The organism is Actinomyces timonensis (assembly GCF_040702965.1).
GTDB classification, from domain to species: domain Bacteria; phylum Actinomycetota; class Actinomycetes; order Actinomycetales; family Actinomycetaceae; genus Actinomyces; species Actinomyces timonensis_A.
Genome location: NZ_CP159989.1, coordinates 2,002,384 through 2,029,321, shown reverse-complemented (window position 1 = coordinate 2,029,321; position 26,938 = coordinate 2,002,384). Strand labels below are relative to the sequence as shown.

Below are 26,938 nucleotides of genomic sequence, written 5' to 3'. Positions count from 1 at the left end.
GTACTGATGCCACGGCAGTAGGTCGTGGGGTGGATGGCGATGCGGGGGTTGACGCCATGGCGGTAGGCGCGGAGACGCTGGTGGCGGCGGCGCGATCGCGCTGGCGCGGCCTCGGGGCGGTCCCCGGGCCGTGGGCGAGCGCGGCCAACGACTTGAGGGCAGCGCCCGAGGGGGCGTCAGCCCCGGGTGCCCGGCCTCACTGGCCGCCGCGTTGTGCCACCGGGGCGCGCGGCGGCATAATCACCCACGGCCTCCGGTTCACCTGCGCCGCCGCGCGGGACCCGGGACCCTCTGATCGCTGAAGGAGACACCTATGAAGCAGGGCATTCACCCCGAGTACGTGGCCACCACGGTCACCTGCACCTGTGGCAACACCTTTGAGACTCGCTCCACCGTCACCGCTGGCGAGATCCGCGCCGACGTCTGCTCCGCCTGCCACCCGTTCTACACGGGCAAGCAGAAGATCCTCGACACCGGCGGCCGCGTCGCCCGCTTCGAGGCCCGCTACGGCAAGCGCAAGAAGTAAGCATCCTGACCGACGCCGGCGCCCGGCTCCCCGCGAGCCCGGCGCCGGCGTCGTCACATCCCGGCCATCCGCTTTCCGCCCCGAGAGGACCACTATGAGCGAGGACTTCAGCGCCGTCGAGCCGCTGCTCGCCGAGCACGCCCGGCTGGAGGTGGAGATGGCCGGGCCCGCCGCGGCAGATCCCGCCGTCATGCGGCGCCTCGGGCGGCGCTATGCCGAGCTCGGGCAGGTCGTCGCCGCGCACCGCGCCTGGGCGGTCGCGCGGGCCGACCTGGATGACGCCGCCGAGCTCGCCGCCGCCGACCCCGACTTCGCCGCCGAGATCGCCGACGAGCTCCCCGTCCTCGAGGCCGCCGAGGCCGAGGCCGCCGACTGCCTGCGCCGCGTACTCGTCCCCCGCGACCCCGACGACGCCCGCGACGTCATCATCGAGGTCAAGGCCGGTGAGGGCGGTGAGGAATCCGCGCTCTTCGCCTCCGACCTGGCCCGGATGTACACCCGCTACGCCGAGCGCATGGGGTGGAGCGTCACCATCATGGACGCCACTGACTCCGACCTGGGCGGTTACAAGGACATCCGCCTGGCCGTCCGGGCGCGCGGCGCCGTCGAGCCCGCTGACGGGGCATGGGCCCGCCTGAAGTATGAGGGCGGCGTCCACCGGGTCCAGCGCGTCCCCGTCACTGAGAGCCAGGGCCGCATTCACACCTCCGCCGCGGGGGTCCTCGTCATGCCGGAGTCCGATGACCCCGGTGAGCTCGAGATTGATCCGGCCGACCTGCGCGTCGACGTCTTCCGCTCGTCGGGCCCTGGCGGCCAGTCCGTCAACACCACCGATTCGGCCGTGCGCCTGACCCACCTGCCCACCGGCATCGTCGTGTCCATGCAGAACGAGAAGTCCCAGTTGCAGAACAGGGAGGCCGCGCTGCGGGTCCTGCGCTCCCGCCTGCTGGCCGAGCGCGCCGCCGCCGCGGCGGCCGAGGCCGCTGAGGCCCGCCGCTCCCAGGTGCGCACCGTGGACCGCTCCGAGCGCATCCGCACCTACAACTTCCCCGAGAACCGCATCGCCGACCACCGCACCGGCTACAAGGCCTACAACCTGGACGCCGTCCTCGACGGCGACCTGGGGCCCGTCATCGACTCGGCCATCGCCCTCGACGAGGCCGAGCGCCTGGCGGCCGTCGGGGACCAGGCGTGACCGTGAGCACCGGGGGCGACCCCGAGGCGCTGGACCGCTTCCAGTTTCGGCGGGTGGTGCGCGAGGCGGGCCTCAGGCTGGGGGAAGCGGGTGTGAGCTCGCCGGAGCATGACGCCCGGGCGCTGGCCGAGCACGTGGTGGGAGGGTCTCTCGTGATGCGCGACGGCGCGAGCGCCGAACAGGTGGAGGCCTTTCAGGACCTGATCGAGCGGCGCGCCGCGCGCGTGCCTCTCCAGCGCCTGACGGGCGCCATGTGGTTCCGGGGCCTGGAGCTGGTGTGCCGACCGGGGGTGTTCATCGTCCGCCCTGAGACCGAGGTCGTCGCTGGCGCCGCGATCGAGGCGGCCCGCGCCGCCGTCGGCTCCGGCCGGGCGCCGCTCGTCGTCGACCTGTGCGCGGGCAGTGGAGCCATCGCCATCGCTGTCGCCGCCGAGGTGCCGACGGCGCGAGTGGCAGCCGTCGAGATTGATGAGGTCGCGGTCGGACTGGCGCGCGAGAACTGCGAGCGCCTGGTACCCGGGCGCGTGGAGGTCCTGCGGGCCGATGCGATGGCGCCGGGCGCGCTGGCGGAGCTGGATGGCCGGGTCGACGTCGTCGTCTCCAATCCGCCGTATGTGCCCGCGGGAGCCGTGGAGGACGCCGAGACCGCCGAGCACGACCCGGACCTGGCCCTCTACGGCGGGGGAGCCGATGGCCTTGAGACGCCCACCGCGCTCGTCCGCCGGGCTGCCGCGCTGCTGCGGCCCGGCGGCCTGCTCGTCATGGAGCACGACGCCGGACAGGGACCGGCACTGCGCGAGGCGGCGCTGGCCGCCGGTTTCGGCGAGGCCTCCACGGGACGCGACCTCACTGGCCGGGACCGCTACCTGCGGGCCGCTCGGTGAGCGCCGCCAGCGCTTCGACGCTGCGGAGCGCTTAGACCGTGTCACTCATGCCCTGGCGCCAATGAGATCAGCCAGTCGTCCGAGAACCAGCTCCCGTGCCCGTTCGGCGACCCTTGGTCCGTTGAGACCGAGGATTCCATGGCAGGTCCCGGGAAGCAGGACCGCCTCGGTTGGGACGTTCGCCTCAGTCAGGGCCCTGGCGAAAGCGAGATCCTCATCCATGAGGGGGTCGCACTGGTTCACGAGAAGGAACGTCGGCGGGAACCCTGAGAGATCGGCCTCCCTGGCGGGGGCCGCGTGAGGCGTCGGATCATGATCGCCAAGATACGCTGACCATGAGGCGGTCGCGTTCGGCAGGTCCCAGACGGCCGTGCTGGTGGCGCTCCGCATCGAGGCCGTATTGAGACGGTCGTCGAGAACCGGCTCAATGAGGAACACATGGTCCGGCATGGAGGCGCCGGTGTCTCGGCAACGAAGAGTCAGCCCCGCGGTCAGGTTCCCTCCAGCGGAGTCGCCGTAAGCGATCCACGTCGCCTCAGGATAATGCGTGGTCATCCATGTCCACGCGGCAGTGCAGTCGTCGAGAGGAGTCGGGAAAGGAGCCTCCGGGGCGAGTCGATAGTTCGGGCTCACGACTGTCGCGCCGGTACGAGAGGCCAGAGTGGCGTTCCAGGCGTCGTCATACATGGCCTGGCCGGAGACGAAACCACCACCATGAATAGACAGGATGACAGCATTCGCGCCGTGCCGCGGGGCGTGAACCCTCAGCTCCACCTCCTCGCTGCCGCTCGGCACGGTGAGGATCGTGCGAGTGATCCCGTCAGGGACCGGGGTCTCATGATCGAGGATCGCCGCCCCGGCTGCGCGCATCGTCAGTGGATCCCAGGCGGTCTGCGGCGGAACGTCCGCTGCCGCCTTCAACACCTCAGGATCAATGAGGCGGGTGGGGTCGAGAGTCACGACGCCACCTCCTTCAGGAACGAGTCGCAGACCGCGTAGAAGCCCTCGGACTGGTCGCGGCGCACGCAGTGCGACGCGCCAGGAACCATGGCCGTGCGGATCTTGGCGTTGCCGAGCGATTGAACCTTCTCCAGCCCGGAAGGACCGATGAGGACGTCGTCGCCGTCGGACGTCACCAGGAGCGTGGGCATGGCCAGGGACGATGCCGTCTCCGCCCAGGAGGTGCCAGGGGAGACGATGCCGGTGCGGGCGAAGTCTCGATCCACTTGGATCTTGCCTTGCAACCATGCGCAGGACTCCTCAACGTCCCACGCCGGGTAGCTCTTCCGGTTCTCGGCCAGTGCCTCGCCAGGGTGATCTGACATCCATGCCATGCGCGCGGTCAGCGCTGGGGCCTCCTCGCGGTAAGAGGTCCTCTGGCTCTCGGAGAGCCAGGCGGGATCCTCCAGCACGAGCGCGTCGACGAGATCCGGACGGCGAGCGGCGGCGGCGGCGGAGACCGCGCCACCCATCGAGTGGCCGATCAGAATCAGCGCGGTATCGTGCTGGCGGCCCTCAAGGATGGTGATGAGGTCCTCGACCATGACCCCGATCGGATCTTCCAGCTGCACGGGGCTGAAATGGGAGGAGGCGCCGTGCCCGCGCACATCGATCGACGTGACATCGTAGTCGCTCCGCCAGTGCCGGTGCGCGGCCACTAGTGATGCCGCGTTGTCGGTGACGCCGTGATTGAGGATCAGTTGAGGCGCTCCGGCCCTGATAGTGCGGATACAAGCGATCCCAGTTGCTTCTGTCATGCTTCGCTCCCTACGTGCTCATGCTCGGTGCCCACCAGCGTCTTGCCGCGCGCCTCAGGGATGGCCTTGAGGGCGAGGGCGGCCAGCGGCGCGGTCGCCACGGCGTGGATCCTGAGCGCGCCTGCTCCACCGACGCGCGTCGGCGCGGCGTTGGTCTTGGCGCCGCCGATATCCAGTGCCACGACGTCGCGCTGGGCGACAGCGCCGCCCCGATGTGGTGGGGACTGCATGAGGGCTCACTCTCCCTTGAGCTGGTTCCGGGCGAGGTCGGGGGATCGGGGCCTCGCGTCTGGCAGGCCTGTCGCTGAGGCCTCGCAGGTCACCATATGGTAGCGTCTCCAACCATAGGGTGATTGGTGCTGATGGTACACCCATGGTGGGCGGAGGGGAACGGCTCTATCGAGTGCGGGGGAAGTTGTGCATAAGTATGAGCTGATTCGTGAGGCCATCGCGGCGATGGCGGCCGAGGCCGGGCCAGGGGCCCGTCTGCCCACCGAGAAGGAGATGGCTCGACGCTTCAACGCCTCAACGATGACGGTGCGTCGCGCGCTGCAGATGCTCACGGAGAGCGGCATGCTTCGCGGGGTGCCTGGGAGGGGCACCTTCGTAGCGCGTTCTCGCGTGACCAAGGCGGCTCGCGTGTCCTCCTCGTTCACCGAGGCGCTGCAGGCCTCGGGGCGTCGAGCGAGTAGTCGACTCGTCTCGGCGACCCTGCGTCCGCCTTTAGATGGGGCTGAGGGCGACTTCTTCGCCGTCGGTGAGGGGGGATTCGTCGTCGAGGTGCGGCGCGTGCGCCTGGGGGACGGGATTCCTATCGGGTTCGAGTCGGCTGTCCTCAATGCGGCTATTCTTCCCCAGATTCTCGGATATGACCTCACTGGGTCGTTGTACGAGCTGATCGAGCGGCAGTACCAGCTCGAGATTGAGCGCACCGGCATGGTCGTGTCCGCCCGGCTCCCAGACGAGCTCGAGGCGGAGCTGCTTGAGGTGGGGCCCGCGGAGCCGTGTCTGCAGACGGTTGTCTCCGCCCAGGTCTCAGGCGGGCAGAACCTTGAGCGTACAGTGGCGCTCTACCGCGGCGACATGTATGAGCTCGCTATCTGAGCCCGCCCCGACCGCGCCCCGAGTGAGGGTCCGGGAGGGGCGCTTCGCGGGGATGGGTTGACCATCCGCGTACCGTGGAGGCGTGAGCACTCCTTCGCGCGCGCCGAGCGGCGCGACCATCGGAGTCCTCGTGAGCGATCTGCGCGAGGCCCTGGCCGCTGCGGGGGACCCGGCCCGCGCCGAGCGGCAGCGCGCCTACCTCAAGTCCGAGATGCCGATGTACGGCGTCGGCGTGCCCGCCAGCCGCCGCATCGCCCAGAGGATCGCCGCCGCCCACCCAGGCCTCTGGCGCGAGGCCACCACCTGGGAGGCCGCGCTGCGCCGCCTGTGGGACGGGGCGACCCACCGTGAGGAGCGCTTCGCCGCCCTGGCGATCATCCGCTCCAGGCACTCGGCCGCGCACGCCAACCGCATGGAGTCCCTGGCGCTGTACGAGCACCTCCTGCGCACGGGGCAGTGGTGGGACCTGGTCGACGAGACCTCCCGCGCCGTGGGCCTCGTGGTGCGCGCCCACCCCGCCGCGGCCGCCCGGATGCGTGCCTGGGCGGTGGACGCGGACATGTGGGTGCGACGCAGTGCGATCATCTGCCAGCTCCAGCGCAAGGCGGGCACCGACGTGGGCCTGCTGACTGACGTCATTGAGGCCAACCAGGAGGACTCGGAGTTCTTCATCCGCAAGGCCATCGGTTGGGCGCTGCGCGACTACGCCCGCACCGACGGCGACTGGGCGCGCTCCTTCGTTCAGGCCCACCCGGGGCTGTCGTCGCTCAGCCGCCGCGAGGCCCTCAAGCGCCTGTGACCCGGGCCCGTCATCGCGCGCCCCGCAGGTGACGTATTGGCATCAATGATGGCCGCGGGCGCGCGAGCGGTCCGGCGGGGGCTCGGACGGCCGTAGGATGATGCCACCCTCATTCCCTGAGTCAAAGGATCCCAGAATGAGCAAGCTTCCCCGTCTTGCCGCTGGCGGCGCCGCCGCCCTCCTCTCCCTCGGCCTCATGGCCACCCCGAGCGCCGTCGCTGAGAGCGTCAGCGGCGCCGGTGATGGCACCACCACCCCGAGCGCCGCGTCCCCGATGACCAACGACCCGGGCGGCGCCGACAGCGCCGGCAACGCGGACAAGCCGGGCCCCGATGACGCGAGGATCGTGTTCCCGGCCATCGCCTTGTCCGCCCCCTCCGTTGAGGTCGGCAAGACGATCACCATCACGGTCACCGGCCTGCCCCCCGGCGACGTGTCGGAGGTCGTCGCGGCCCCCGGCGGCATCGCCGTCGGCGAGGTGACCTCCGGCTCCAAGGGCGCCGGCACTCTTGAGTGGACGGTCGGCAAGGAGGTGAGGCCTGGCGACTACACGATCTCCCTGAAGGACCGTCCGGAGGTCAGTGCGAAGCTGACCGTCACCGCCTCGAAGGCTGGCGCTGACGCCGCCGCCCCCGGCCCCTCCCCCAAGGACGCCGCCCCCAGCGTCGCCCCGTCCGCGGCGCCCTCCGCCTCGGCGGCACCGAGCGCGTCCGCCGTCCCCAGCGCGACCCCCGCGGCCACCGCCACCCAGGCGACCCCGTCCGCCGCGCCCTCCGCCCCGGCAGCCCCGGTCAGCGCCACCCCGAGAGCGATCGGCGCCACCGCCAGCGCCGGTGTCCCGGCCGGCTCCACCGCTTCCCAGCCCGGCTCCCTGGCCCGTACGGGCGCCTCCACGGTCCTCGGCGTCCTCGCCATCGGCCTCGTGACGGCCGGCATCGTCCTGCGGGCGGCCTCCCGCCGCGCCTGAGCGCGGCGACCCGGTCTACCACCGCGGCCCACCCTGATCAGTCGGTGCTCGCCGGGGGGCGGGGCCATCACGGCCCCGCCCCCCACCGTCGACGGCGGAGCGCCGAGCACCACCGTGGCCCCGAGCGCGGCGGGCGCGCCCGATTCACGCCAGTGCCCTGGCCTAGGCTTGTGCCCACGATGAGCAACGCGACGAACACCCTCTTCTCCGGCCTGGCCATGCTCGGCGCCCAGACGGGCCCAGGGCGGGGCCCCCGCCCCCCGGCCGAGGCCGCCCTGCCCTCCCTCGCCCCCAGCGCCCCGGGCTGGGACGGCTGGGATGACGATGCCCCCTGGGCCAGCGTCGAGCCCTCCGACGACGCCGTGCCGGACCCCGAGGAGGCCGTCCCGCCGGAGGACGCCGACGCCGTCGCCCCCACCTGGGAGGAGCGGCAGGCCGAGGTCGCCGATCTCGTCGCCCGCGCCCAGGCGGGCACCGCCCGCGCCCGCGCGGCCGCTGAGGGCGGCGCCACCGCCGCTCCCCACGCCCAGGGCGCCCGGGCCTGGGACTCCCCCCTCGCCGTCGGGAGCCCGGACGGGCTCATCGCGGGCCTCAACCCCGCCCAGGCGTCCGCGGTCACGCACGCCGGCGCCCCCCTGCTCATCATCGCCGGTGCCGGGAGCGGCAAGACCCGCGTCCTGACCCACCGCATCGCCCACCTGCTGGCCACCGGCCGGGCCCATCCCGGCGAGATCCTCGCGATCACCTTCACCAACAAGGCCGCCGCGGAGATGCGCGAGCGGGTCACCGCGCTCGTCGGACCCGCCGGGGGGCGCATGTGGGTCTCCACCTTCCACTCCGCCTGCGTGCGCATCCTGCGCCGCGAGCACGAGGCTGCCGGCCTGCGCTCCACCTTCTCCATCTACGACGCCGCCGACTCCCAGCGCCTCATCACGCTCATCGTGCGCGAGCTGGGCATCGACCCCAAGCGCTTCACCCCCAAGGCCTTCGCCCACCGCATCTCCGACCTCAAGAACGAGCTCGTCACCCCCGCCGAGTACGCGGAGAAGGCGGTCGCCGCCAACCCCTTCGAGCGCTACCTGGCCGAGGTCTACACCGCCTACGCCTCGCGCCTGGCCTCCGCCAACGCCCTGGACTTCGACGACCTCATCATGCGCGCGGTCCAGCTGCTCCAGTCCAAGCCCACGTTGGCGGAGATGTACCGGCGCCGTTTCCGCCACATCCTCGTCGACGAGTACCAGGACACCAACCACGCCCAGTACATCCTCGTGCGCGAGCTCGTCGGCGGCCCCGGCACCTCCGGGGAGGGCTCCGCGCTCCCGCCGGCCGAGCTGACCGTCGTGGGGGACTCCGACCAGTCTATCTACGCCTTCCGCGGCGCCACCATCCGCAACATCGAGGAGTTCGAGCAGGACTACCCCAGCGCCCGCACCATCCTGCTGGAGCAGAACTACCGCTCCACCCAGAACATCCTCGACGCCGCCAACGCCGTCATCTCGCGCAACACCGGGCGCCGCCCCAAGAACCTCTTCACCGACTCCGGCCCCGGCGCCCCCATCACCGGCTACGTGGCCGACTCCGAGCACGACGAGGCCCGCTGGATCTCCTCCGAGATCGACCGCCTCGCCGACGAGGGCGGGGTGAGGCCCCGGGACATCGCGGTCTTCTACCGCACCAACGCCCAGTCCCGCGCCCTGGAGGAGGTCTTCATCCGAGCCGGCCAGCCCTACAAGGTCATCGGCGGCACCCGCTTCTACGAGCGGCGCGAGATCAAGGACGCCATCGCCTACCTGCGCGCCGTGGACAACCCGGACGACGACGTCTCCCTGCGTCGCGTCCTCAACGTCCCCAAGCGCGGGCTGGGGGAGAAGGCCGAGGCCGCCCTCGTCGAGCACGGGGCCCGCCACCGGGTGTCCTTCTCCGACGCCATCGCCGACGCCGCCGGGGCGCCCCGCCCGGGCCTGACCGAGGCCGAGGCACAGGGGGCCCCGGCGGTCGAGGGCCTGACCACCCGCGCCCGCGCCCAGGTCACCCGCTTCCACGAGCTCCTCGAGGGCCTGCGCCATCAGCGGGCGGCGGGCGACGGAGTCGCCGACATCCTCGACTCCGCCCTTGACGCCTCCGGGTACCTCGCCGAGCTGCGCGCCTCCGATGACCCCCAGGACGCCACCCGCGTGGAGAACCTCGCTGAGCTCCACTCCGTGGCCGCCGATTTCCAGGCCGCCAACCCCGAGGGGGGCCTCGCCGACTTCCTGGAGCGCGTCAGCCTCGTCGCCGACTCCGATCAGCTCCCCTCCACCGAGGGCGCCGTCGGCGAGGAGGCCGCCGAGCATGGCCAGATCACCCTCATGACCGTCCACACCGCCAAGGGCCTGGAGTTCCCGGTCGTCTTCATCACCGGCATGGAGGACGGTACCTTCCCGCACTCCCGGGCCCTCGCCGAGGACTCTGAGCTCGCCGAGGAGCGGCGCCTGGCCTACGTGGCGCTCACCCGCGCGCGCGAGCGGCTCTACGTCACCCGCGCCGCCGTGCGCTCCGCCTGGGGGCAGGCCACCGCCATGCCCGCTTCTCGCTTCCTCGACGACATCCCGCCCGAGACCATGGACTGGAAGCGCCTGGCCTCCTCCATGGACGCCCTGCGCGGGGGCGGCACCGGCTGGGGGAGCGGTTGGGGGGCCGGCGGGATCGGCCACGGGGGCTCGCGCGGCTCCTGGCGCTCCGACGACGACGATTTCGCGCCCCCGATCGGCGCCCGCCCCGCGCGCACCGGCAGGATCGGGCGCGTGGAGACCGCCAAGGACCGGGCCGCCAAGCGCGCCGCCGCGAAGAAGGGCTCCGGCCCGGTCCGCCTGGATGGCAGCGAGAAGGCCTCGGGCGGCGGGGGAGAGGAGGAGCTCCCCGCGGCCGTTCAGGGCCTGCGGGTGGGAGACGCCGTGCGCCACGACTCATACGGCATGGGGACCGTGGTCGCCCTGGAGGGACACGGCCGCTCGAAGGTCGCCCGCGTGGAGTTCACCATCGACGGCGCCCGGGCCGTCAAGCGCCTCATGCTTCGCCTGGCGCCCCTGGCCAAGGCCTGATCGGAGCCCCATCCCGCCTCGCGGCCCAGGGTGCGCGGCTCAGGCGCGGCGGATGTCGGGCTCGAGGAAGATCGTGGTGCTCAGGCCCGGTAGCGCCTCGCGCACGCGCGCCTCGGCGGCGTCGATCGACTCGGCGATCGCCATGCCCGTCGCCCCGCTGGGCACGGCCACCTTGGCCGCCACGAGGAGGGACTCGGGCCCCGTGTGGATGGTTCGCAGGTAGACCACGGAGTCCAGCGCCCCGCCAGGGATCGCCGCGAGAATGGCGTCGCGGTGCTCGGGCGCCGCCGACTCCCCCAGCAGCAGGGAGGACATCTCGAAGGCCAGGAACAGGGCGATGACGACGAGCAGCAGGCCGATGGACGCCGATCCGATCGCGTCCCACCGCCCGTCACCGGTCAGCAGCGTCATCGACACGCCCCCCAGGGCGAGGACGAGGCCGACCAGCGCGCCGATGTCCTCCAGGAGGACCAGGGGGATCTCCGGGGAGCGGGAATCGCGGATGTAGCCGAGCAGGCCGCGTCCCCCGCGGGCGGCGCGGGCCTCGCGCAGCGCGGTGCGCAGGCTGAAGCCCTCCATGCCGATCGACACCACGAGGACGGCCACCGGCACCCAGTGCCAGGAGTCGATGGCGCGCGGGTGGCTGAGCTTCTCCCAGGCCTCGTACAGGGCGAACAGGCCGCCCAGGGTGAACAGGACGATCGAGACGATGAACGCCGCGAGGTAGCGGGAGGTCCCGTAGCCGAACTGGTGCCGCTCATCGGCCTGCCGCTTGGCCCGCTTGCCGCCGAGGAGGAGGATCGCCTGATTGCCGGAGTCCGCCAGGGAGTGGACCGACTCGGCGAGCATCGACGATGAGCCGGTGAGCAGCCAGGCGACGGCCTTGGTGACGGCGATGCCGACGTTGGCGGCCAGCGCCGCGATGATCGCCTTGCCGCCAGAATGGTCGTGGGCCATGGGTCCTCCTTGGGTCGAGTCGGGGCGCCGCCGAGCGCGCGTCACGGCGACGCTACCGCGAGCGAGGGCCGGCGCCGCCGTTATCTCACGTGAGAAGGGCTGCCGCCAGCATAAATATCGGATGTCTGTTGAGTCGAAGATCACAGATAGGTCGCTCGCAAGGTGGCGGAAGCGGTTCGCCGACCGATCTACTGTTACCTGGGTCATAGTCGTTGATGCCTGTGGCCGATGCGCGGGCGCTCGCGGCCCGCCACCGATGAGGTTCAAGGAGGAGGCTCATATGACGAGCTCGCTACCCCGTCGCCGATTCATCCAGGGCTCCGCCCTGGCGGCGGCCGGCGCCGCCGTCGCGGCCTGCGGCGGAGGAGCAGGCGCCAGCGCTGAGATCACCGGGACCGGGCCGATCACCTGGGTCCAGGGCAAGGACAACTCCGGGGGGATGGTCAAGAAGCGGATCGATCAGTGGAACGCTGAGAACCCGGGCGAGGAGGTCACGCTCATCGAGCTTCTCCTCCGAGGCGGACCAGCAGCGCCAGTCCATGATCAACAACGCCCAGACGAAGTCCGACGCCTACGACGTCATCTCCGTGGACCTCGTGTGGATCGCCGAGTTCGCCGCCCACCGCTGGATCATCGAGCTGCCTCAGGAGCGGTTCGCCAGCCCCGATGTCATCGAGTCGGTGTGGGACACCGGGATCTACCGGGACAGGCTCTTCGCTATGCCCTTCGCCACCGACTCCTCGATGATGTACTACCGCAAGGACTTCCTCGCCGAGGCCGGGATCAAGGAGCCTCCCAGGGACTGGGAGGGGGTCAAGAGGGCGATCGACGCCGTGCGCGCGCTGCCCGGGCACTCATCCATCGGGGGCTTCGGCGGCCAGTACGCCAAGTACGAGGGCCTGACCTGCTGCTCATCGGAGTTCATCAACACCGCCGGGGGCTCCTTCTACGACGACCAGGGGGAGGTCACGATCAACTCTCCCGAGGCTGTCGCCGGGCTCCAGAACCTCATGGACGCCTTCGCCAGCCGCTACATCCCCAAGGAGTCCCTTGAGTGGAAGGAGGAGGACGGCCGCAACGCCTTCGAGTCCGGCGAGCTCCTCTTCTACCGGCAGTGGGCCTACCAGTACAAGAACGACATGGAGTCCCTGGGGGAGGACAGGTTCGCCGTCGCGCCCCTGCCGATGATCGACGGCAAGAAGTTCGTGCCGACCCTCGGCGGCCACAACTGCGCGATCTCCGCCTACTCGAGGAACAAGGCCACCGCGCTGAGATTCATCCAGTGGTTCACCTCCCCGGACTCCGAGCGCTACGCGTTGGAGACCCAGACGCTGGCGCCCATCGTCGGCTCCCTCTACGAGGACCCCGCGCAGCTGGAGACCTTCCCCTTCCTGCCGACACTCAGGGAGTCCCTCGACTCCGCCAGGAGCCGCCCCAAGGCCGTCTACTACGGCGATGTCACCGCAGCGATCCAGGACGCCTTCTACTCGGCCATCACGGGCGCGACCACCGCGCAGGCCGCGATCTCCGGTCTGGAGGCGACGCTCAAGAGCCTGTCCTGAGCGCCCGGCGGCGATCCACTAGTCGTACGAACTCCTCAGAAGGAAACGAGAAGAGCCTATGAGCACGGATACGCGGGCGGCGCTCAAGCACCGCTCCCAGGCGAGCCGGGCACAATCGCGCCTCGCCTGGCTCCTCATCACCCCGACGATCCTCATCCTGGGCGTCGTCATCGTCATCCCCGTCATCCAATCCCTGTACCAGTCCCTCTTCGCCCCGCCCGAGCTGAACAAGTCGACGGGATTCTTCGACGAGGCCGAGCGCTTCGTCGGGCTCGAGAACTACACCAGGATCTTCTCCGGCTCCGGGGACCGGTTCTGGAACGCGGTCTACAACACCACCCTGTTCGGAGTCGTCACCGTCGTCCTGGAGACCCTCCTGGGCGTCGCCATGGCGATCATCATGCACAGGGCCATGAGGGGGCGCGGCATCGTGCGCGCCTCGATCCTCGTGCCCTGGGCCATCCCGACCGCCGTGTCCTCCATCCTGTGGGCCTGGATCTTCAACCAGAACGGCGTGGCCAACGCCATCCTCGGCCATCACGTCATGTGGGCATCGGGCGACCTGACGGCGAAGATGGCCATCATCATTACCGACGTGTGGAAGACCGCCCCCTACATCGGGCTGCTCACGCTCGCCGGCCTCCAGGTCATCCCCGACGAGGTCTACGAGGCCGCCAAGATCGACGGCGCCACCACCTGGCAGCGCTTCACCCGCATCACGCTGCCGCTGGTCAAGCCCGCCCTGGCCGTGGCCGTCCTCTTCCGCGCGCTGGACGCCCTGAGGATGTTCGACCTCCCCTACATCCTCATCGGGCCGCGCAAGGCGAGCGTGGAGACCATCTCGATGCTCGTCCAGGACGAGGCCTCCAACCTGCGCTACGGCTCGGGCGCGGTCTACGCGCTCATCCTCTTCCTCTATGTCTTCGCCTTCGCCCTCGCCTTCACCAGGATCACCCACGCCGACCTGGGTGCGGGGCCGGAGAAGAGGCACAGGAGGAAGAGGAGCGACGGGAGGCTCCCGGCCTCGGCCTTCCTGCCCAAGCGCGCTGCGTTCGCCCCGGCCGTCGTCGAGAGGAGCGATTCATGAGCGCCACCGCATCGACCACGCCCGCGATCGAGCGGCCGAGCAGGAAGCACTCCTGGGGCGAGATCGCCTCGACATTCGGCATCGTCCTCATCGTCATCTACTGCCTGGCGCCCTTCTACTGGATGCTCGTCTCCTCCCTGCGCCCGGACACCGAGGTCTTCGACAACTCCTGGTGGCCCGCCCACCCCTCCCTGGAGAACTACGAATCGGTCTTCTCCTCGGGGAACTACTTCGGGCAGGGCCTGCTCAACTCGCTCATCGTGTCCGTCGTCGTCACGATCGTCGCCCTGGCCGTGGCCACGCTCACGTCCTACGCCCTGGCCCGCCTGGACTTCCGGGGCAAGGGGATGCTCCTCATCGTCGTGCTGGCGACCTCCATGTTCCCCCTCGTGGCGATCATGGTGCCGCTGCTGAAGAACTTCACCGACTGGGGCTGGATCAACACCTACCAGGCGATGATCGTCCCCGACCTGTCCTTCTCACTGCCCCTGGCGGTGTGGAACCTGACGAGCTTCTTCCGCCAGATGCCCCAGGAGCTCGAGCAGTCCGCCATGGTGGACGGCTGCACCCCCGGCCAGGCCTTCCGCAAGGTCATCCTGCCGATCGCGGCCCCGGGCATCTTCACCACCGCGATCATCATCTTCATCGGCGCGTGGAACGAGTTCCTCGTGGCCGTCACGATGATCAACAAGCCGACCATGCAGCCCGCCACGGTGCTGCTGTCCAAGTTCACCGGTGACTCGCAGTTCAACACGCCCTTCGGCTCCCAGATGGCCGCCGGCGTCATCATGACGGTCCCGCTGATCATCATGGTGCTGCTCTTCCAGCGCCGCATCGTCGCCGGCCTGGCCGCGGGCGGCCTCAAGCAGTGAGCGAGCCCCGGTCAAGAAGGCGCGCGTCCGCCCGCTGGGGGGAGGCGGGCCGGGCAGCCATCCCGGACCGCCACTCGCGCCCCGGGCCCGGCGGCTCTCGACGGCGCCGCCCCGCGGCGTCGCTGGGGGCCTCAGCGGCGGGGCGCGAAGGTGGAGTCGTCGAGGGAGCGGATGACGCGCGCGGGATTGCCCACCGCCAGCGAGTAGGGCGGCAGGTCCCTGATGACGACGGCTCCCGCCCCCACCACGCAGCCCTCGCCGATCGTCACGCCCGGGCAGACGATGACGCCACCGCCCAGCCACACGTTATCCCCGATGGTGATCGGGTCGGCCGACTCCAGGCCCGCCCTGCGGGCCGTCGGCTCCAGGGGGTGGACCGGTGTGAGCAGCTGGACGCCCGGGCCGATCTGGCAATGCGCGCCGATGCGGATCTCGGCGACGTCGAGGGCCACGAGCCCGTAGTTCGCGAAGGTCTCCTCCCCGACCGTTATCCGGTCGCCATAGTCCACGCGCACCGGCGGCAGCAGCCTGCAGCCGGGGCCCAGGCGCGGGATTGCCGCGCGCAGGTGCTCCTCGGCCCCCGGCTCGCCGAGGTTGAAGGCCTCCTCGTAGAGGTGGAGGGCGCGGCGCGCGGCCGCGGAGATGCGGGAGTTCTCCGGATCATCGGCCACGTACCAGTCCCCGGCGATCATGCGCTCGCGGTTGGAGCGGTCGTCCCCCGCGAGGAAGGGGGCGGCCTCGGGGAAGCGCTCGGAAGCGCCGGCGTGGCCGGGGGCGCCGGTCGGCGCGGTGCTCTGGGTGCTCGGCATGGGTCCGAGCCTAGCGAGTGGCGGCCCGATCCCCCTGGGGCCGGGCCGCCGCTCGCCAGGCGGGAAGGCGCTACTGCTGCCAGGTGAGCACCACCCGGCGGTTGGCGGCCCTTCCCTCCTCGGAGACCGAGCCGTCCTCCTTGGTCTCCGAGGCGGCTGGCTCCGTCTCGCCCTTGCCGGACGCCTTCACCTTGAGCCCCGGGGACTTCGAGGTGAGGTAGTCGGCCACCGCCTGGGCGCGCTGCTCGGACAGCGCCTGGTTGTGCGCCTCGTCGGCCACGGAGTCCGTGTGCCCCACCACGGTCACCTCGGCCGGGGCCTTGCCCGCCCAGCCGGTGACGATCGAGTCGAGGACCTGGGTAGCGCGCGTGGTGAGCGTCGCGGAGTCGACGTCGAAGGTGACGTCGTTGGACAGCGTCGCCGTCGTCGTATTGCCGACCCTGCTCGTGCTCACCGCGCCATCGGAGCTGGCCACCGGGGCGATGATGTCCAGCACCGGGGAGACGGGATCGAGCACCGGGGCGGCGATGTGCGTGACGGTCGAGGCGGTCTCCGGGGGCGCCGCCTGGGTGAGTGAGGGCAGGGTCGAGGCCATGGGTGAGTTCCTCGCGGAGTCGTCGGCCCTCGGGGTGGGGGTGGCCGCGCTCGCGGCGCCCCCGAGCGCCAGCGCCCCCGCGAGGGCGGCGGCGCAGGCCGCCGCGCGCAGTGATGACCGATGGACGGGGGCGCTCATCGCGTCACCTTCGCGTTGCTGAAGGTCCCGGCTCCAGGGATCGACACATCCACCGTGCTCACGCCCTCGGGCAGGGCCGCTAAGGAGGTCTGGAAGACCAGCGTCCGCCCCTCGCTGACGAATGCATCGCTGAGATTCCCCGAGCACAGGCAGCCCCCGGAGGTGTCATAGGCGGTGCGGTACACCTTCTGATTCGTGGTGTCGGTGAGGTAGACGCCATCGGTGTTGTCGCCCTTCCCCCGGTTCTCGGACTTGTGGCCGGCGGAGTCGATGGGGTACTTGTACTCGCCGTCGGAGAAGAAATCAGAGACCTCCCAGCGGCTGCTCCCGCCCTTGCCGTTGTTCGTCGCGGAGAAGACCACGGTGGTGACGGAGCCGCTGACGGTCACGGCATTGAGGGTGACAGTCAGAGGAGTGCCCTTGTTGGAGGTGGCGCGCGACTCAATGGAGGGCAGTTCGGTGGAGACGTCGATGGGCTTCTTCGCGCCGACGTTCGCCGCGGTGAGATCGAGGACCTGGGCGACGGCCGGGTCCACGGGCTGCGCCTGGGCGGTGGTGTCGGAGCCGACGTCGTTCTCGCCGCCGGTGCCGCAGGCCCCCAGGCCGGGCGCGGCGAGCGCGGTGACGAGAGCGACGCCGGCGAGGGCGCGGCGGCGCCGCCTGGGAACGGGCCGGGAGCCGGTTGCCGGGTCAATTCCGGGCGTGGGCTGTGGTCGATGCGATTCATGTTTCCTCCTCTGGGACGCGGCGCGCAGTGGTTCTCGGCGAATCGTGCATTCTTCCCGTCTTCGCCCCTGCGCTGATGCCTTGAGAGTAGGAGGACGGCGGCGCGCTGGGAATGGGAAGGGCGCTCCCGTTCCACGGGCAGTCCCCAACTCCACGGGGACTGCCCATCCGCTCCCCGTGGATGAGCCCGGCGGCCCCGCTCAGAGCTCGCCGGCGATGCGCGCGCGCAGGACGAGGACCGCCGCGCCGCGGGCCCACTGGGCGCGGTCGTGCTCGCGCACGACGACGTCCAGGGGGGCGGCGCTGGAGCGGCGCACCGCCGCGATCCCGGCCATGACCTGGGCCTCGAACAGGGAGGCGACGCTCGCGCGCTCGCCCGCGACGATGACCGTCTCGGGCAGGGTGAAGGCCGCTGTGATGCCGATGAAGCGGCCCAGGCGGCGCGCGAAGGAGGCGCACACGGCCACGGCGTCACCGTCACCGTCCTCGGCCAGGGACAGGATGCGGGCGGCGCGCGCGCCCCGGTCGGGGCCCCAGTGGCGGCCGCCGGCCTCGAGGCGCTCAGACCAGGCGCGCTCGAGAGCGGCGTCGGTGAGGCAGGCCATGGCGGGCGAGGAGACCGGGGGGAACCCGCCGTCGGGCACGGGCACCATGCCCATGAGGCCGAGCTGGGCGTCGGGTGAGGAGACGACCGAGCCGTTCACGACGAGCCCGTAGCCGATGCCGGCGCCCACGGTCACGAGACTGAAGCGCTCGTGCTCGCGCCCGGCGCCGAACCACAGCTCCCGCTCCGTCATCGCGGTGAGGTCGTTGCCGACGAGCGTCGGGATCCCGGTGGCGGCCTCCACGGCCTCGGCCAGGCGCACGCCGTGCCAGCCGAGGAAGACCGCCTCGTCGACGGCGCGGCCGTCACGGCTCGAGCCGCCCAGCGTCAGCCCCAGCCCCGTCACGGGCGTCCCGTCGTCGGTGAGGCGGGAGCGCAGGTCGCCGACGGCTCTCGCCAGCAGGGCCACGACGGCCTCGGGGGCGTGGTCGGTGATCTCGAGCCGGGTAGAGGCCAGCACCGTCAGCCTGAGGTCGGTGAGCACGGCGGTGAGGTGGCGGCCGGACAGGGTGACGCCCACGAGCCGCTCGGCGCCGGCGTCGACCTCGAGGTGCGACTGCGGACGGCCGGTGGCGGAGACCCGCTCGGCCGCGGCCAGCAGCGTGCCGGACTCCAGCATGGGGGAGGTCAGGCGCGTGATCGACCCCGCGGAGATCCTGACGCGCTCCATGAGGTCGGCGCGCGACATGCGCCCGTGCCGCAGGAGCTCGAGCGCGATGCGCCGCTGCGTCCCGCTCAGGCCCGACCACGCGCCGGGGGCGGTGGGTGGGGCGGCGTGGGCCCGTGTGGGCGCGCCGGGGGCGGCGGCCCCGGCGCCTGCGGGCGGAGGGTGCGCGCGGTCGCGGGAGGTCACGGTCCTATCCTGCCCCATGCGCCCGCAGGGGCGGCTCTAGGGCTTGTGCCCATGTTTATTCTGAAGCAAAATAATCGCGGATGCGCAACGGTCCCCCCGGTCGCCCATCCGGCACCCACTCCTCAGCAAGGACGCACGGAAGGTCCCCTCATGACAGCACTGAGCAGACGCTCCTTCCTCGCCACCGCGGCGGGGGCGGCGGCGCTCACGGCGGCGGGCGGCGCGCTCGCGGGCTGCTCGTCCGGCGACGACGGCAAGGTCCACCTCGAGCTCTTCCAGTTCAAGAGCGAGGCGATCGCCCTCTTCGACACGATCTGCGCCGACTTCAACGCCGCCAACCCCGACGTCGTCGTCACCCAGAACTTCCAGGCCGACAGCATCACCGCCCTGCGCGCGCGACTGGTCAAGGGCTCGGTCCCCGACCTCATCACCATCAACGGCGACTACAGCTACGGCGCGCTCGCCCGCACCGGCGTCTTCGCCGACTTCGCCGACTCCGGCCTGCTCGACGGCGTCAACCCCACGGTGGCCGGCATCCTCAACACCCTGGGCACCGGCGCCGAGGGTGAGACCAACGGCCTCGCCTTCGCCGACAACGGCTCCGGCATCATCTACAACAAGGACGTCTTCGAGACCGCCGGCGTCGAGCCGCCCACCACCTGGGCCGAGCTCATCGAGGTCTGCGACCAGCTCCAGGCGCAGGGCATCAACCCCTTCTACTGGGCCACCAAGGACAACTGGACGGGGGCGCCCGCCTTCTCCTCCCTGTCCGGCTCCTTCCTCACCGACGGCGTCGCCGCCTGGTACGGCAGGCGTCGCGTCATCGACGGGCGCACCTCGTTCCGCGAGCTGGCGCCCGTCTTCGAGAAGATGCTCCAGGCCTACCAGTACGGCAACGACGACAAGGCCTCCCTGGGCTACAACGACGGCAACCAGGGCTTCGCCCAGGGCAAGGGCGCCATGTACTGGCACGGCACCTACGCCATCCCCGCGATCCGCTCCTACAACCCGGACATCAACCTCGGCACCTTCGCCACCCCCGCCGACGACGCGACCGACACCAAGGTCGTCTCCGGCGTCGACATCGCCTTCACCATGGGCGAGGACCCCGCCCACCCCGAGGAGAACCAGCGCTTCCTCGAGTACATCATGAGCGAGGCGAACATGTCCGCCTACTGCAGGGAGCAGACCGCCTACCCCACGCTCACCACCCTGACGGCCGACGACCCCGCGCTCGGGGGCCTCCAGCCCTACTTCGACGACGAGCGCCTGGCCACCTACTCCGACCACAACTTCCCGCAGGCGATCACGCTCAACGCCTACATCCAGCAGTACCTCTTCAACGGCGACCTCGAGGCCCTCGTCCAGACCCTGGACACCCAGTGGGACAAGGTCGTCAAGCGCATCAACGAGACGTCCTGAGGCGGAACCATGACAGCACGAACCAGCCAGGCCGCGCCCGCTGAGGGCGCCGGCGCCCAGACCAGGCCGAGCAACAGGCCCAAGCCGATCGACCCCGCCTTCGTGTGGATGATCGTGCCCGCGGCGCTCGTCTTCACCGTCCTGCTCACGATCCCCCTGCTCACCGGCTTCTTCTACACCTTCACGAACTTCCAGGGATACGGCGACTGGCACTTCGTCGGGCTGACCAACTACAAGAACCTCTTCCAGGACGACATCATCTGGGGCTCGTACCTGTTCACCTTCAAGTACGCGATCGTCGCCTCGGTCCTCACCAACATCATCGCGCTGGGCCTGGCCCTCCTGCTCAACACGCGGCTCAAGGCCCAGAGCCTCTTCCGCGGCGTGTTCTTCGTGCCCTACGTCCTGCCGGTCCTCGTCGTCTCCTACATCTTCAGCTACCTGTTCACGAACAACCTGCCCCAGATCGGGCAGGCGCTGGGCTGGGAGTGGCTGAGCACGTCACTGCTGGCCAACGAGAGCCTCGCATGGCTCGCCATCGTCGTTGTCGGCGTGTGGCAGTCGGTCGCCTACAGCACGATCATCTACCTCGCCGGGCTCCAGACCGTGCCGGAGGAGATCTACGAGGCCTCCGCCCTGGACGGCGCCGGACCCGTGCGCCGCTTGACGTCGATGACGCTGCCGCTCATCATCCCCTACCTCGGCATCAACATGGTCCTGTCCTTCAAGGGCTTCCTCGGGGTCTTCGACCAGATCGTCGCCCTCACCAGCGGCGGCCCCGGCACCGCGACCCAGTCCATCTCCTACCTCATCTTCAAGAACGGCTTCCAGGGCGGCGAGTACGCCTACCAGACGGCGAACGGCATCATCTACTTCCTCATCGTGGTGATTCTGTCCTTCGCCCAGCTGCGCTTCACGCAGAGCCAGGAAAGGGTCTGATCCGCCATGACGATTACCACCTCCGCCCGCCAGGCCGCCTCCCAGATCGGCGCCGGCCCGGCCGCCGCCTACAAGGTCCGCCGCCGCGGCGCCTTCAGGGGCGCCAACTGGTGGACCACGCTGCTCGTCGTCGTCCTCAGCCTCACGATCCTCGTGCCCCTGTACTTCACGGTCGTCACGGCCTTCAAGACACCGGCCGAGCTCGCAGCCTCCGGCTGGGCGCTTCCCGAGCGCTGGAGCATCGACAACTTCGCCGAGGCCTGGGAGATGACCTCCTACCCCCGGCGCGTGCTGACCTCCACGATCATCACCCTCGGCGCCACGGTCTTCACGATCCTGTCGAACTCGATGGTCGCCTACGCGCTCGGGCGCAACATGCACCGGCGCTGGGTCAGGATCATGTACTACTACCTCGTGGCGGCCCTGTTCGTGCCGTTCCCGATCATCATGCTGCCGGTGGTCAGGGAGACCGCCATGCTGCGCCTGGACAACGAGGCCGGCCTCATCCTGCTGTACGTCGTCTACGGCATGGCCTTCAACATCCTCATGTACACCTCGTTCATCAAGTCGATCCCCGAGGAGCTGGAGGAGGCCGCCGCGATCGACGGCGCCTCGCGCTGGGGCATCTTCTGGCGGATCATCTTCCCGCTGCTGTCCCCGATGAACGCCACGGTCGGCATCCTCACCTGCCTGTGGGCCTGGAACGACTTCCTCCTGCCCCTGGTCATCCTCACCGACCAGTCCAAGGCGACGCTGCCGCTGGCCCAGTACGTCTTCCAGGGCCAGTTCAACACGAACTACCCGGTGTCCTTCGCCTCCTACCTCATGGCGATCGCCCCCATGTTCGTCGTCTACGTCCTCGCCCAGCGCTGGGTCATCTCCGGCGTCGTGCGCGGCGCGCAGAAGTGAGCCCGCGCCCGCGGTAACGCGACCCCCTCCCGCCCGACCACCGCCGGCTCGGCGCGCGCCGCGACACCGGCGTCGACCGCCCCGGACCGCCTCGAGGAGAGCCATGAGCCACCCCGCCCTCATCACCAGCCCCCGCCACGTAGGCATGGACGCAGACTGGTGGCGCCACGCCGTCGTCTACCAGATCTACCCCCGGTCCTTCCAGGACACCAATGGCGACGGCGTCGGGGACATCCCCGGGATCACCGAGCGCCTGGACTACCTCGACGCCCTGGGAGTCGACGTCGTCTGGCTCAGCCCCGTCTACCGCTCCCCGCAGGACGACAACGGCTACGACATCTCCGACTACCGCGACATCGACCCGGTCTTCGGCGCGCTGGCCGACCTCGACGCGCTCATCGCAGGCCTGCACTCCCGCGGGATGAGGCTCGTCATGGACCTCGTCGTCAACCACACGAGCGACGAGCACCCCTGGTTCGTCGACTCCCGCAGCGCGGTCGGCTCCGTCAAGCGTGACTGGTACATCTGGCGGCCGCCCCGCCAGGTGCCGGGGCTGGAGCCCGGCCAGCCCGGCACCGAGCCCACCAACTGGGGATCCTTCTTCTCGGGGCCCGCCTGGGAGTGGGACGAGCGCACGGGCGAGTTCTACCTGCACCTGTTCTCGCGCAAGCAGCCGGACCTCAATTGGGAGAACCCCGAGGTGCGCCGCGCCGTCCACGACATGATGACCTGGTGGCTCGACCGCGGCGTCGACGGATTTCGGATGGACGTCATCAACCTCATCTCCAAGACCTATCCGCTGGTCGATGGGGCCCAGGGGCCGGGCGACCTGTTCGGGGACGGATTCTACGCCGTCGCCAATGGGCCGAGGATCCACGAGTTCCTCGCCGAGATGAACCGCGAGGTCCTCGCCCCGCGCCCCGGCCACATCATCACCGTGGGGGAGGCCCCCGGGGCGCGCCTGTCCGACGGGCCCCTCTACACGGGCCCCGATCGGGGCGAGCTCGACATGGTGTTCCAGTTCGAGCACGTGGGGCTCGCCGACGGCCCCGGCGGGAAGTTCGACCCCGTCCCCGTGGACCATGTGGCGCTCAAGGCCAACCTCGCCTCCTGGCAGGACGCCCTCGCCCCGCAGGCCGAACCGGATGGCTCGCTGACGGAGCGCGGCTGGAACTCGAACTACTGGGACAACCACGACCAGCCCCGCGCCGTCTCCCGCTTCGGGGACGACCATCACAGCCTGCGGGCGATGAGCGCCAAGACCCTGGCCTCCATCCTGCACATGCACCGCGGCACGCCCTACATCTACCAGGGCGAGGAGCTGGGCATGACGAGCACCGTCTTCCCGGACATCTCCTCCTTCCGCGACCTGGAGTCCCTCAACCACTACCGGGAGCGCGTGGCCGCGGGGGACGACCCCGCCGTCGTCGTCAACAGCCTGCGCCCGAATTCCCGCGACAACGCCCGCACGCCCGTGCAGTGGGAGCCGGGCCCCGGCGCCGGATTCACCACGGGCACGCCATGGATCCCCATCGCCCCCAACGCCGACGAGGTCAACGCCGCCAGCCAGGTGGGGGTCCCGGGCAGCGTCTTCGAGCACCACCGGGCGCTCATCTCCCTGCGGCACGCAGATCCCGCGATGGCGCTGGGAACCTTCCGGCTCTTCGACGCCACCAGCCCCGACACCTGGATCATCCTGCGCTCGTGGAAGGGCGCCGACGGCGCCGAGCGCCAGCTCCTCCTCCTGGCCGCCTACGGGCGCGCGCCCCTGGACCTCACCGAGGGCGGCGCCCTGCGGGCGCGGCTCGCGGCGGAGGGTCTTGACCTGGGGGAGTGGGCCGACGCCGAGCGCGTGCTCCTCGCCTCCCTGCCCGTGGAGCAGGCCGACGCCCTGGGCCTGGGAGCCCCCGACCGCCTGGAGGCATGGGACTCCCTCATCCTGCGCCGTACCCTCTGATGCGGTGCCGCCCACGTAGCATGAGCGCATGAAGACAGCGCGTCTGACCGAACTGCGACTCACCTGCTTCAAGTCCTTCCGGGACGCTGTTGTGCCCCTGGATGGAATGACCGTGCTGACGGGGAAGAACTCCAGCGGCAAGTCGAATGTTCTTGACGCGCTGGACGTCCTGTCGCGCCTGGCCACGCCGGAGCGCCTGCGGGACAGCCTCGATGGCCGCCACCGCGAGGGCGGGCCAGTGCGAGGCGGGTCGGGAGGCCTGGCGCCGCATGGTGAGAGCTCGTTCACCCTCGGGTGCACGGTTCGCGTGAACGGGGCGGCCGGCGCCGTCGACTACCTCTACGACGTCGAGGTCGAGGTGGAGGAAGAGCCAAGAGTCGTGGCCGAGACGATCAACCTCCGGGGCGGCGACCAGCAGGACTCGACCCCGTTGCTCACGGCCCTCTCCGGCGATGATGAGGAGGAGCTGACGGTCGCGATCGGACCTTTGCCGGCTTTCAAGATCCCGAGGTCCTTTACCATGCTGTCCTTCTTCCCACGCGGTGTCGAGACTATTTCTGATGATCCTCGGAGCGCTGAAGCTGTTGACATCGTTCTTCGGACGCTGCGGAACGCGGTGATCCTGAACGCGGATGTGAGCAGCATGAAGGACTATGTCTCGCAGGGGCGCAGGGAGATCGAGCCGGACATGGCCAACCTGTCGGCCCTCGTGCGTCTCATGAAATCTGAGCTCCCATCGCTGTTCGGCAGGCTTGAGGCGCTTTCCCGGGAAGTCGCGGGCTGTCCTATTGAGGCGCTTGACTTCATCACCGCGGATGACGGTCGGGAAGTCATGCTCGCGCTCAGGGAGTCGGGGACCGCTCGCACAGGTTCCAGGTCGATGAGCGATGGGCTCTTGAGATTCATCGCCATCGCCACCGCGCTCCTCCTCTTCCCGCAGAGCGCTCAGGAAGAGCCTGACGACGACGGGCGGACCCCCGCGGCCCGCGTCGTTGCCATCGAGGAGGTCGAGAACGGCCTGCACCCCTCTCACGCGGCCCGTTTGCTCGAGCTTGTCGAGGAAGCGGGCGCGCAGGCGGGGATCTCCGTCATCATCACCACCCACTCGCCCGCCCTCCTCGACGCTATTGGGGGACGCCATGCCGAAGATGTGCTCGTCTGCCATGACGGGCAGGTGACGCGACTGCCCGACCTTCCCGGCTACGACCGCGCCATGGCGCGGGGAACTCTCGGACGCGTGGTGTCCCAGGGGCTGCTCACCGGTCCTTCCGAGGATGACGGGGCCGACTACTCGGACTTCTTGCGACTCGTTGGAGCCATGTGATGGGGCGGAGAATCTGGTTCATCGACACATCCGTCCTCGACCACATCCTCAAGGTGCCGGGCTGATCGGGACAGGAAGAGCGGGACGATGTCCTTAGCACCCTCAAGGCGAGGACGGAGGACGGGCACCTCTTCCTTCTTCCCATCACTGCTGTCGTTGAGACGGGCAATCACATTTGCCAGGCCGGCGGCGACCGGCGAGCGGCCGCGAAACGACTCGCGGGCGTCCTCGAGATGGTCGTCGAGGGGAGGGCCCCATGGGTGCTCGACGAGGTCCAGTGGGACGGCGCCTTTCTCAAGGCCTTCCTGAAGGGCGATGGAACAGGGGCGTCATGGATTGACCTCGCGGGGAGCAAGACCGTGGGAGGTGGTGATCTCAGCATCCTCGTGGAGCGCCAGCGGTACTGCGAACGGAACGGCAAGTCCATCTGCGAGGTCGGTATTTGGACGTTGGACAAGGGGCTCGCCGCGTTCTCCTGAGCGCTGCCGCCCCCGCCTCGCCAGGGCTCGCCCTGTCCCCGGATGAGCGATTCCGTGGGGAACGGGCCCGGCCCCGGGCGGCTCAGGAGGGACTTGGCCGCGTGATCCGGCAGGCGGCCCAGCACGCCACGAGGAGCGGTGGCAGGATCCAGGCCGGTCCCCGGGTGATCTCCCAGACGAACACCGCTCCGAAGACGGGCGCGCGCTGCGTGACCGCGAGGGTCACCCCCGCGCCCATGAGGGCCGCCGCCGGGATGCTCGGGGACATCCCCGCCAGGCCCAGCCCGACGGCGACCGCGGCCCCGCCGCTGGCCCCCAGGGCGAAGGACGGCGCCAGCAGCCCTCCGGTGGCGCCGGCCCCGAGCGTCGCCCCGGTGAGGAGCGGCTTGAGGACGACGACGCCGAGAAGCGCCGCGAGCGCGGCCGCCGAGGCGGACGAGTCGAGCGCTCCCTGGAAGGCGTCGCGGCCGTTGCCGGGCAGCTCGGGCAGCCACAGGGAGGTCGCGCCCGTCGCCAGGCCGGCGCCGCCGATCGCCAGGGGAAGGCCCCAGGAATCCGGCAGCCGGTGCGCCTTGCACCACGCCCAGGCGCGCGCCGCCAGCCATCCGAGGAGCGCCGCCACCGGGACCGCCAGCAGGCAGGCCAGGAGGGCCTGCGCGGTGAGCGGGGCGGCGGGCATCGCCAGGCTCGCCCGGCCGCCCGAGCCCCACCAGGAGACCGCCGTCGCCAGAGCGCTCAGCGGCACCGCGAGGAGCACGCCGCGCCGCCGCATCCCGGTCAGCATGACGATCTCGACGGCGTAGGCCGCGCCGCCCAGCGGGGCGTTGTACATGGCCGCCAGCCCCGCCCCCGCCGCGGAGGCGACGAGTACCGGCACCCAGTCCCGGTCGACCCGCAGGATCGTGGCCAGGCGCAGGGCGAGAGCCCCCGCCGCCAGCCGCGGGGCCCCCTCGCGCCCCACCGAGTTCCCCGCGCCGACAGTGAGGACCTGCAGGACGGCGTCGCCGAAGGGGCGCAGCACCCCCATGCGGCGCGAGGGCGAGCCGGGGCCGGGAGCGCCGGAGTCGGCGACCACCTCCTCCACGCTCACCACCCCGCCGGTGGAGCGCTCCCACCACCACAGGGCGCCCGCGAGGGCCCCGCCCAAGGCTGGCGCCGCGATACGGCGCCAAGCGGGCGCGGCCGCCACCCGTTGTGGCAGCGAGCCCTCCTCGACTCCGTAGAACAGCCACTCGAAGCCCTCGAGGAGGTGGGCCATGGCGATGCCGATGAGGCCCGCCGCCACGCCCGACAGCACCAGCGCGCAGAGCAGCCCGGCAGCCGTCGGCAGGGCGGGGCGACGCGCGGGCGCAGGGGGAGGGGTGCGGGCGGGGACCATCGCACCGAGGATAGT

24 protein-coding genes and 1 pseudogene are annotated in these 26,938 nt (G+C 70.7%); 16 read left to right on the top strand and 9 right to left on the bottom strand.

Annotated elements, in window-relative coordinates; all coding sequences use genetic code 11:
* Nucleotides 1-313 precede the first annotated feature (313 nt).
* From rpmE to prmC, 3 genes are all read left to right on the top strand, one after another.
* Nucleotides 314-526, top strand: a complete 213-nt coding sequence (rpmE, locus tag ABXS69_RS08805; RefSeq protein WP_159522280.1) for a 50S ribosomal protein L31 — start codon at nt 314-316, stop codon at nt 524-526.
* Between the two features lie 94 nt (nt 527-620).
* Nucleotides 621-1,721, top strand: coding sequence for a peptide chain release factor 1 (gene prfA, locus ABXS69_RS08800; protein WP_366180302.1), 1,101 nt, complete (start codon nt 621-623; stop codon nt 1,719-1,721).
* Nucleotides 1,722-1,723: 2 nt separating this feature from the next.
* Entirely contained in the window at nt 1,724-2,605 is an 882-nt protein-coding gene (gene prmC, locus ABXS69_RS08795; RefSeq protein WP_366180301.1) for a peptide chain release factor N(5)-glutamine methyltransferase, read from the top strand.
* Between the two features lie 45 nt (nt 2,606-2,650).
* Here the strand turns inward: prmC and ABXS69_RS08790 are convergent, their stop codons facing one another.
* Genes ABXS69_RS08790 through ABXS69_RS08780 form a run of 3 tightly spaced genes read right to left on the bottom strand, consistent with a single transcriptional unit; the run spans nt 2,651 to nt 4,592 of the window.
* A complete protein-coding gene (locus ABXS69_RS08790) occupies nt 2,651-3,565 on the bottom strand; it encodes an alpha/beta hydrolase (protein ID WP_366180300.1) in 915 nt (304 codons plus the stop codon).
* Nucleotides 3,562-4,362, bottom strand: coding sequence for an alpha/beta hydrolase (locus ABXS69_RS08785; protein WP_366180299.1), 801 nt, complete (start codon nt 4,360-4,362; stop codon nt 3,562-3,564). The genes ABXS69_RS08790 and ABXS69_RS08785 overlap by 4 nt, the downstream gene beginning before the upstream one ends.
* Nucleotides 4,359-4,592 carry a hypothetical protein gene (locus ABXS69_RS08780; protein ID WP_366180298.1) on the bottom strand — a complete coding sequence of 78 codons (234 nt, stop codon included), beginning with the start codon at nt 4,590-4,592 and terminating at the stop codon, nt 4,359-4,361. The genes ABXS69_RS08785 and ABXS69_RS08780 overlap by 4 nt, the downstream gene beginning before the upstream one ends.
* Before the next feature lie 187 nt (nt 4,593-4,779).
* Between ABXS69_RS08780 and ABXS69_RS08775 the strand changes: the two genes are divergently transcribed.
* From ABXS69_RS08775 to ABXS69_RS08760, 4 genes are all read left to right on the top strand, one after another.
* Nucleotides 4,780-5,466 (top strand): GntR family transcriptional regulator, encoded by a 687-nt coding sequence (locus ABXS69_RS08775; protein ID WP_366180297.1) that lies wholly within the window; start codon nt 4,780-4,782, stop codon nt 5,464-5,466.
* A gap of 82 nt (nt 5,467-5,548) precedes the next feature.
* A complete protein-coding gene (locus ABXS69_RS08770; protein WP_366180296.1) occupies nt 5,549-6,265 on the top strand; it encodes a DNA alkylation repair protein in 717 nt (238 codons plus the stop codon).
* A 136-nt stretch (nt 6,266-6,401) separates the two neighbouring features.
* Nucleotides 6,402-7,232, top strand: coding sequence for a hypothetical protein (locus ABXS69_RS08765; protein ID WP_366180295.1), 831 nt, complete (start codon nt 6,402-6,404; stop codon nt 7,230-7,232).
* A gap of 218 nt (nt 7,233-7,450) precedes the next feature.
* The gene (locus tag ABXS69_RS08760) at nt 7,451-10,312 is read left to right on the top strand and encodes a UvrD-helicase domain-containing protein (protein ID WP_366181581.1); all 2,862 of its coding nucleotides are present in this window, start codon (nt 7,451-7,453) and stop codon (nt 10,310-10,312) included.
* A 39-nt stretch (nt 10,313-10,351) separates the two neighbouring features.
* Here ABXS69_RS08760 and ABXS69_RS08755 read toward each other — a convergent pair whose 3' ends face one another.
* The gene (locus ABXS69_RS08755; RefSeq protein ID WP_366180294.1) at nt 10,352-11,269 is read right to left on the bottom strand and encodes a cation diffusion facilitator family transporter; all 918 of its coding nucleotides are present in this window, start codon (nt 11,267-11,269) and stop codon (nt 10,352-10,354) included.
* Nucleotides 11,270-11,549: 280 nt separating this feature from the next.
* On the opposite strand from ABXS69_RS08755, the pseudogene ABXS69_RS08750 reads away from it, so the two are divergent.
* From ABXS69_RS08750 to ABXS69_RS08740, 3 genes and pseudogenes are all read left to right on the top strand, one after another.
* A pseudogene (locus ABXS69_RS08750) lies at nt 11,550-12,831 on the top strand (ABC transporter substrate-binding protein).
* 58 nt (nt 12,832-12,889) lie between these two features.
* Nucleotides 12,890-13,918 (top strand): sugar ABC transporter permease, encoded by a 1,029-nt coding sequence (locus ABXS69_RS08745; RefSeq protein ID WP_366180293.1) that lies wholly within the window; start codon nt 12,890-12,892, stop codon nt 13,916-13,918.
* The gene (locus ABXS69_RS08740; protein WP_366180292.1) at nt 13,915-14,790 is read left to right on the top strand and encodes a carbohydrate ABC transporter permease; all 876 of its coding nucleotides are present in this window, start codon (nt 13,915-13,917) and stop codon (nt 14,788-14,790) included. The genes ABXS69_RS08745 and ABXS69_RS08740 overlap by 4 nt, the downstream gene beginning before the upstream one ends.
* 131 nt (nt 14,791-14,921) lie before the next feature.
* Here the strand turns inward: ABXS69_RS08740 and ABXS69_RS08735 are convergent, their stop codons facing one another.
* From ABXS69_RS08735 to ABXS69_RS08720, 4 genes are all read right to left on the bottom strand, one after another.
* On the bottom strand, nt 14,922-15,599 hold the full coding sequence (locus tag ABXS69_RS08735; protein WP_366180291.1) for a sugar O-acetyltransferase: 678 nt from the start codon (nt 15,597-15,599) through the stop codon (nt 14,922-14,924).
* Nucleotides 15,600-15,669: 70 nt separating this feature from the next.
* Nucleotides 15,670-16,332, bottom strand: coding sequence for an OmpA family protein (locus ABXS69_RS08730; protein WP_366180290.1), 663 nt, complete (start codon nt 16,330-16,332; stop codon nt 15,670-15,672).
* Complete coding sequence (locus ABXS69_RS08725) at nt 16,329-16,868, bottom strand: hypothetical protein (protein ID WP_366180289.1); 540 nt, start codon at nt 16,866-16,868, stop codon at nt 16,329-16,331. The genes ABXS69_RS08730 and ABXS69_RS08725 overlap by 4 nt, the downstream gene beginning before the upstream one ends.
* Before the next feature lie 390 nt (nt 16,869-17,258).
* Nucleotides 17,259-18,515 carry an ROK family transcriptional regulator gene (locus ABXS69_RS08720; RefSeq protein ID WP_366180288.1) on the bottom strand — a complete coding sequence of 419 codons (1,257 nt, stop codon included), beginning with the start codon at nt 18,513-18,515 and terminating at the stop codon, nt 17,259-17,261.
* A 150-nt stretch (nt 18,516-18,665) separates the two neighbouring features.
* On the opposite strand from ABXS69_RS08720, the gene ABXS69_RS08715 reads away from it, so the two are divergent.
* From ABXS69_RS08715 to ABXS69_RS08690, 6 genes are all read left to right on the top strand, one after another.
* Nucleotides 18,666-19,937 (top strand): extracellular solute-binding protein, encoded by a 1,272-nt coding sequence (locus ABXS69_RS08715; RefSeq protein WP_366180287.1) that lies wholly within the window; start codon nt 18,666-18,668, stop codon nt 19,935-19,937.
* 9 nt (nt 19,938-19,946) lie between these two features.
* The gene (locus ABXS69_RS08710) at nt 19,947-20,876 is read left to right on the top strand and encodes a sugar ABC transporter permease (RefSeq protein ID WP_366180286.1); all 930 of its coding nucleotides are present in this window, start codon (nt 19,947-19,949) and stop codon (nt 20,874-20,876) included.
* 6 nt (nt 20,877-20,882) lie between these two features.
* Nucleotides 20,883-21,785 carry a carbohydrate ABC transporter permease gene (locus ABXS69_RS08705; protein ID WP_366180285.1) on the top strand — a complete coding sequence of 301 codons (903 nt, stop codon included), beginning with the start codon at nt 20,883-20,885 and terminating at the stop codon, nt 21,783-21,785.
* A 103-nt stretch (nt 21,786-21,888) separates the two neighbouring features.
* On the top strand, nt 21,889-23,742 hold the full coding sequence (locus tag ABXS69_RS08700; protein ID WP_366180284.1) for an alpha-glucosidase: 1,854 nt from the start codon (nt 21,889-21,891) through the stop codon (nt 23,740-23,742).
* A gap of 28 nt (nt 23,743-23,770) precedes the next feature.
* Entirely contained in the window at nt 23,771-25,066 is a 1,296-nt protein-coding gene (locus ABXS69_RS08695; protein WP_366180283.1) for an ATP-binding protein, read from the top strand.
* Between the two features lie 260 nt (nt 25,067-25,326).
* Nucleotides 25,327-25,545 carry a hypothetical protein gene (locus ABXS69_RS08690; RefSeq protein ID WP_366180282.1) on the top strand — a complete coding sequence of 73 codons (219 nt, stop codon included), beginning with the start codon at nt 25,327-25,329 and terminating at the stop codon, nt 25,543-25,545.
* 82 nt (nt 25,546-25,627) lie between these two features.
* Here the strand turns inward: ABXS69_RS08690 and ABXS69_RS08685 are convergent, their stop codons facing one another.
* The gene (locus ABXS69_RS08685) at nt 25,628-26,923 is read right to left on the bottom strand and encodes a chloride channel protein (RefSeq protein WP_366180281.1); all 1,296 of its coding nucleotides are present in this window, start codon (nt 26,921-26,923) and stop codon (nt 25,628-25,630) included.
* Between the last annotated feature and the right edge of the window lie 15 nt (nt 26,924-26,938).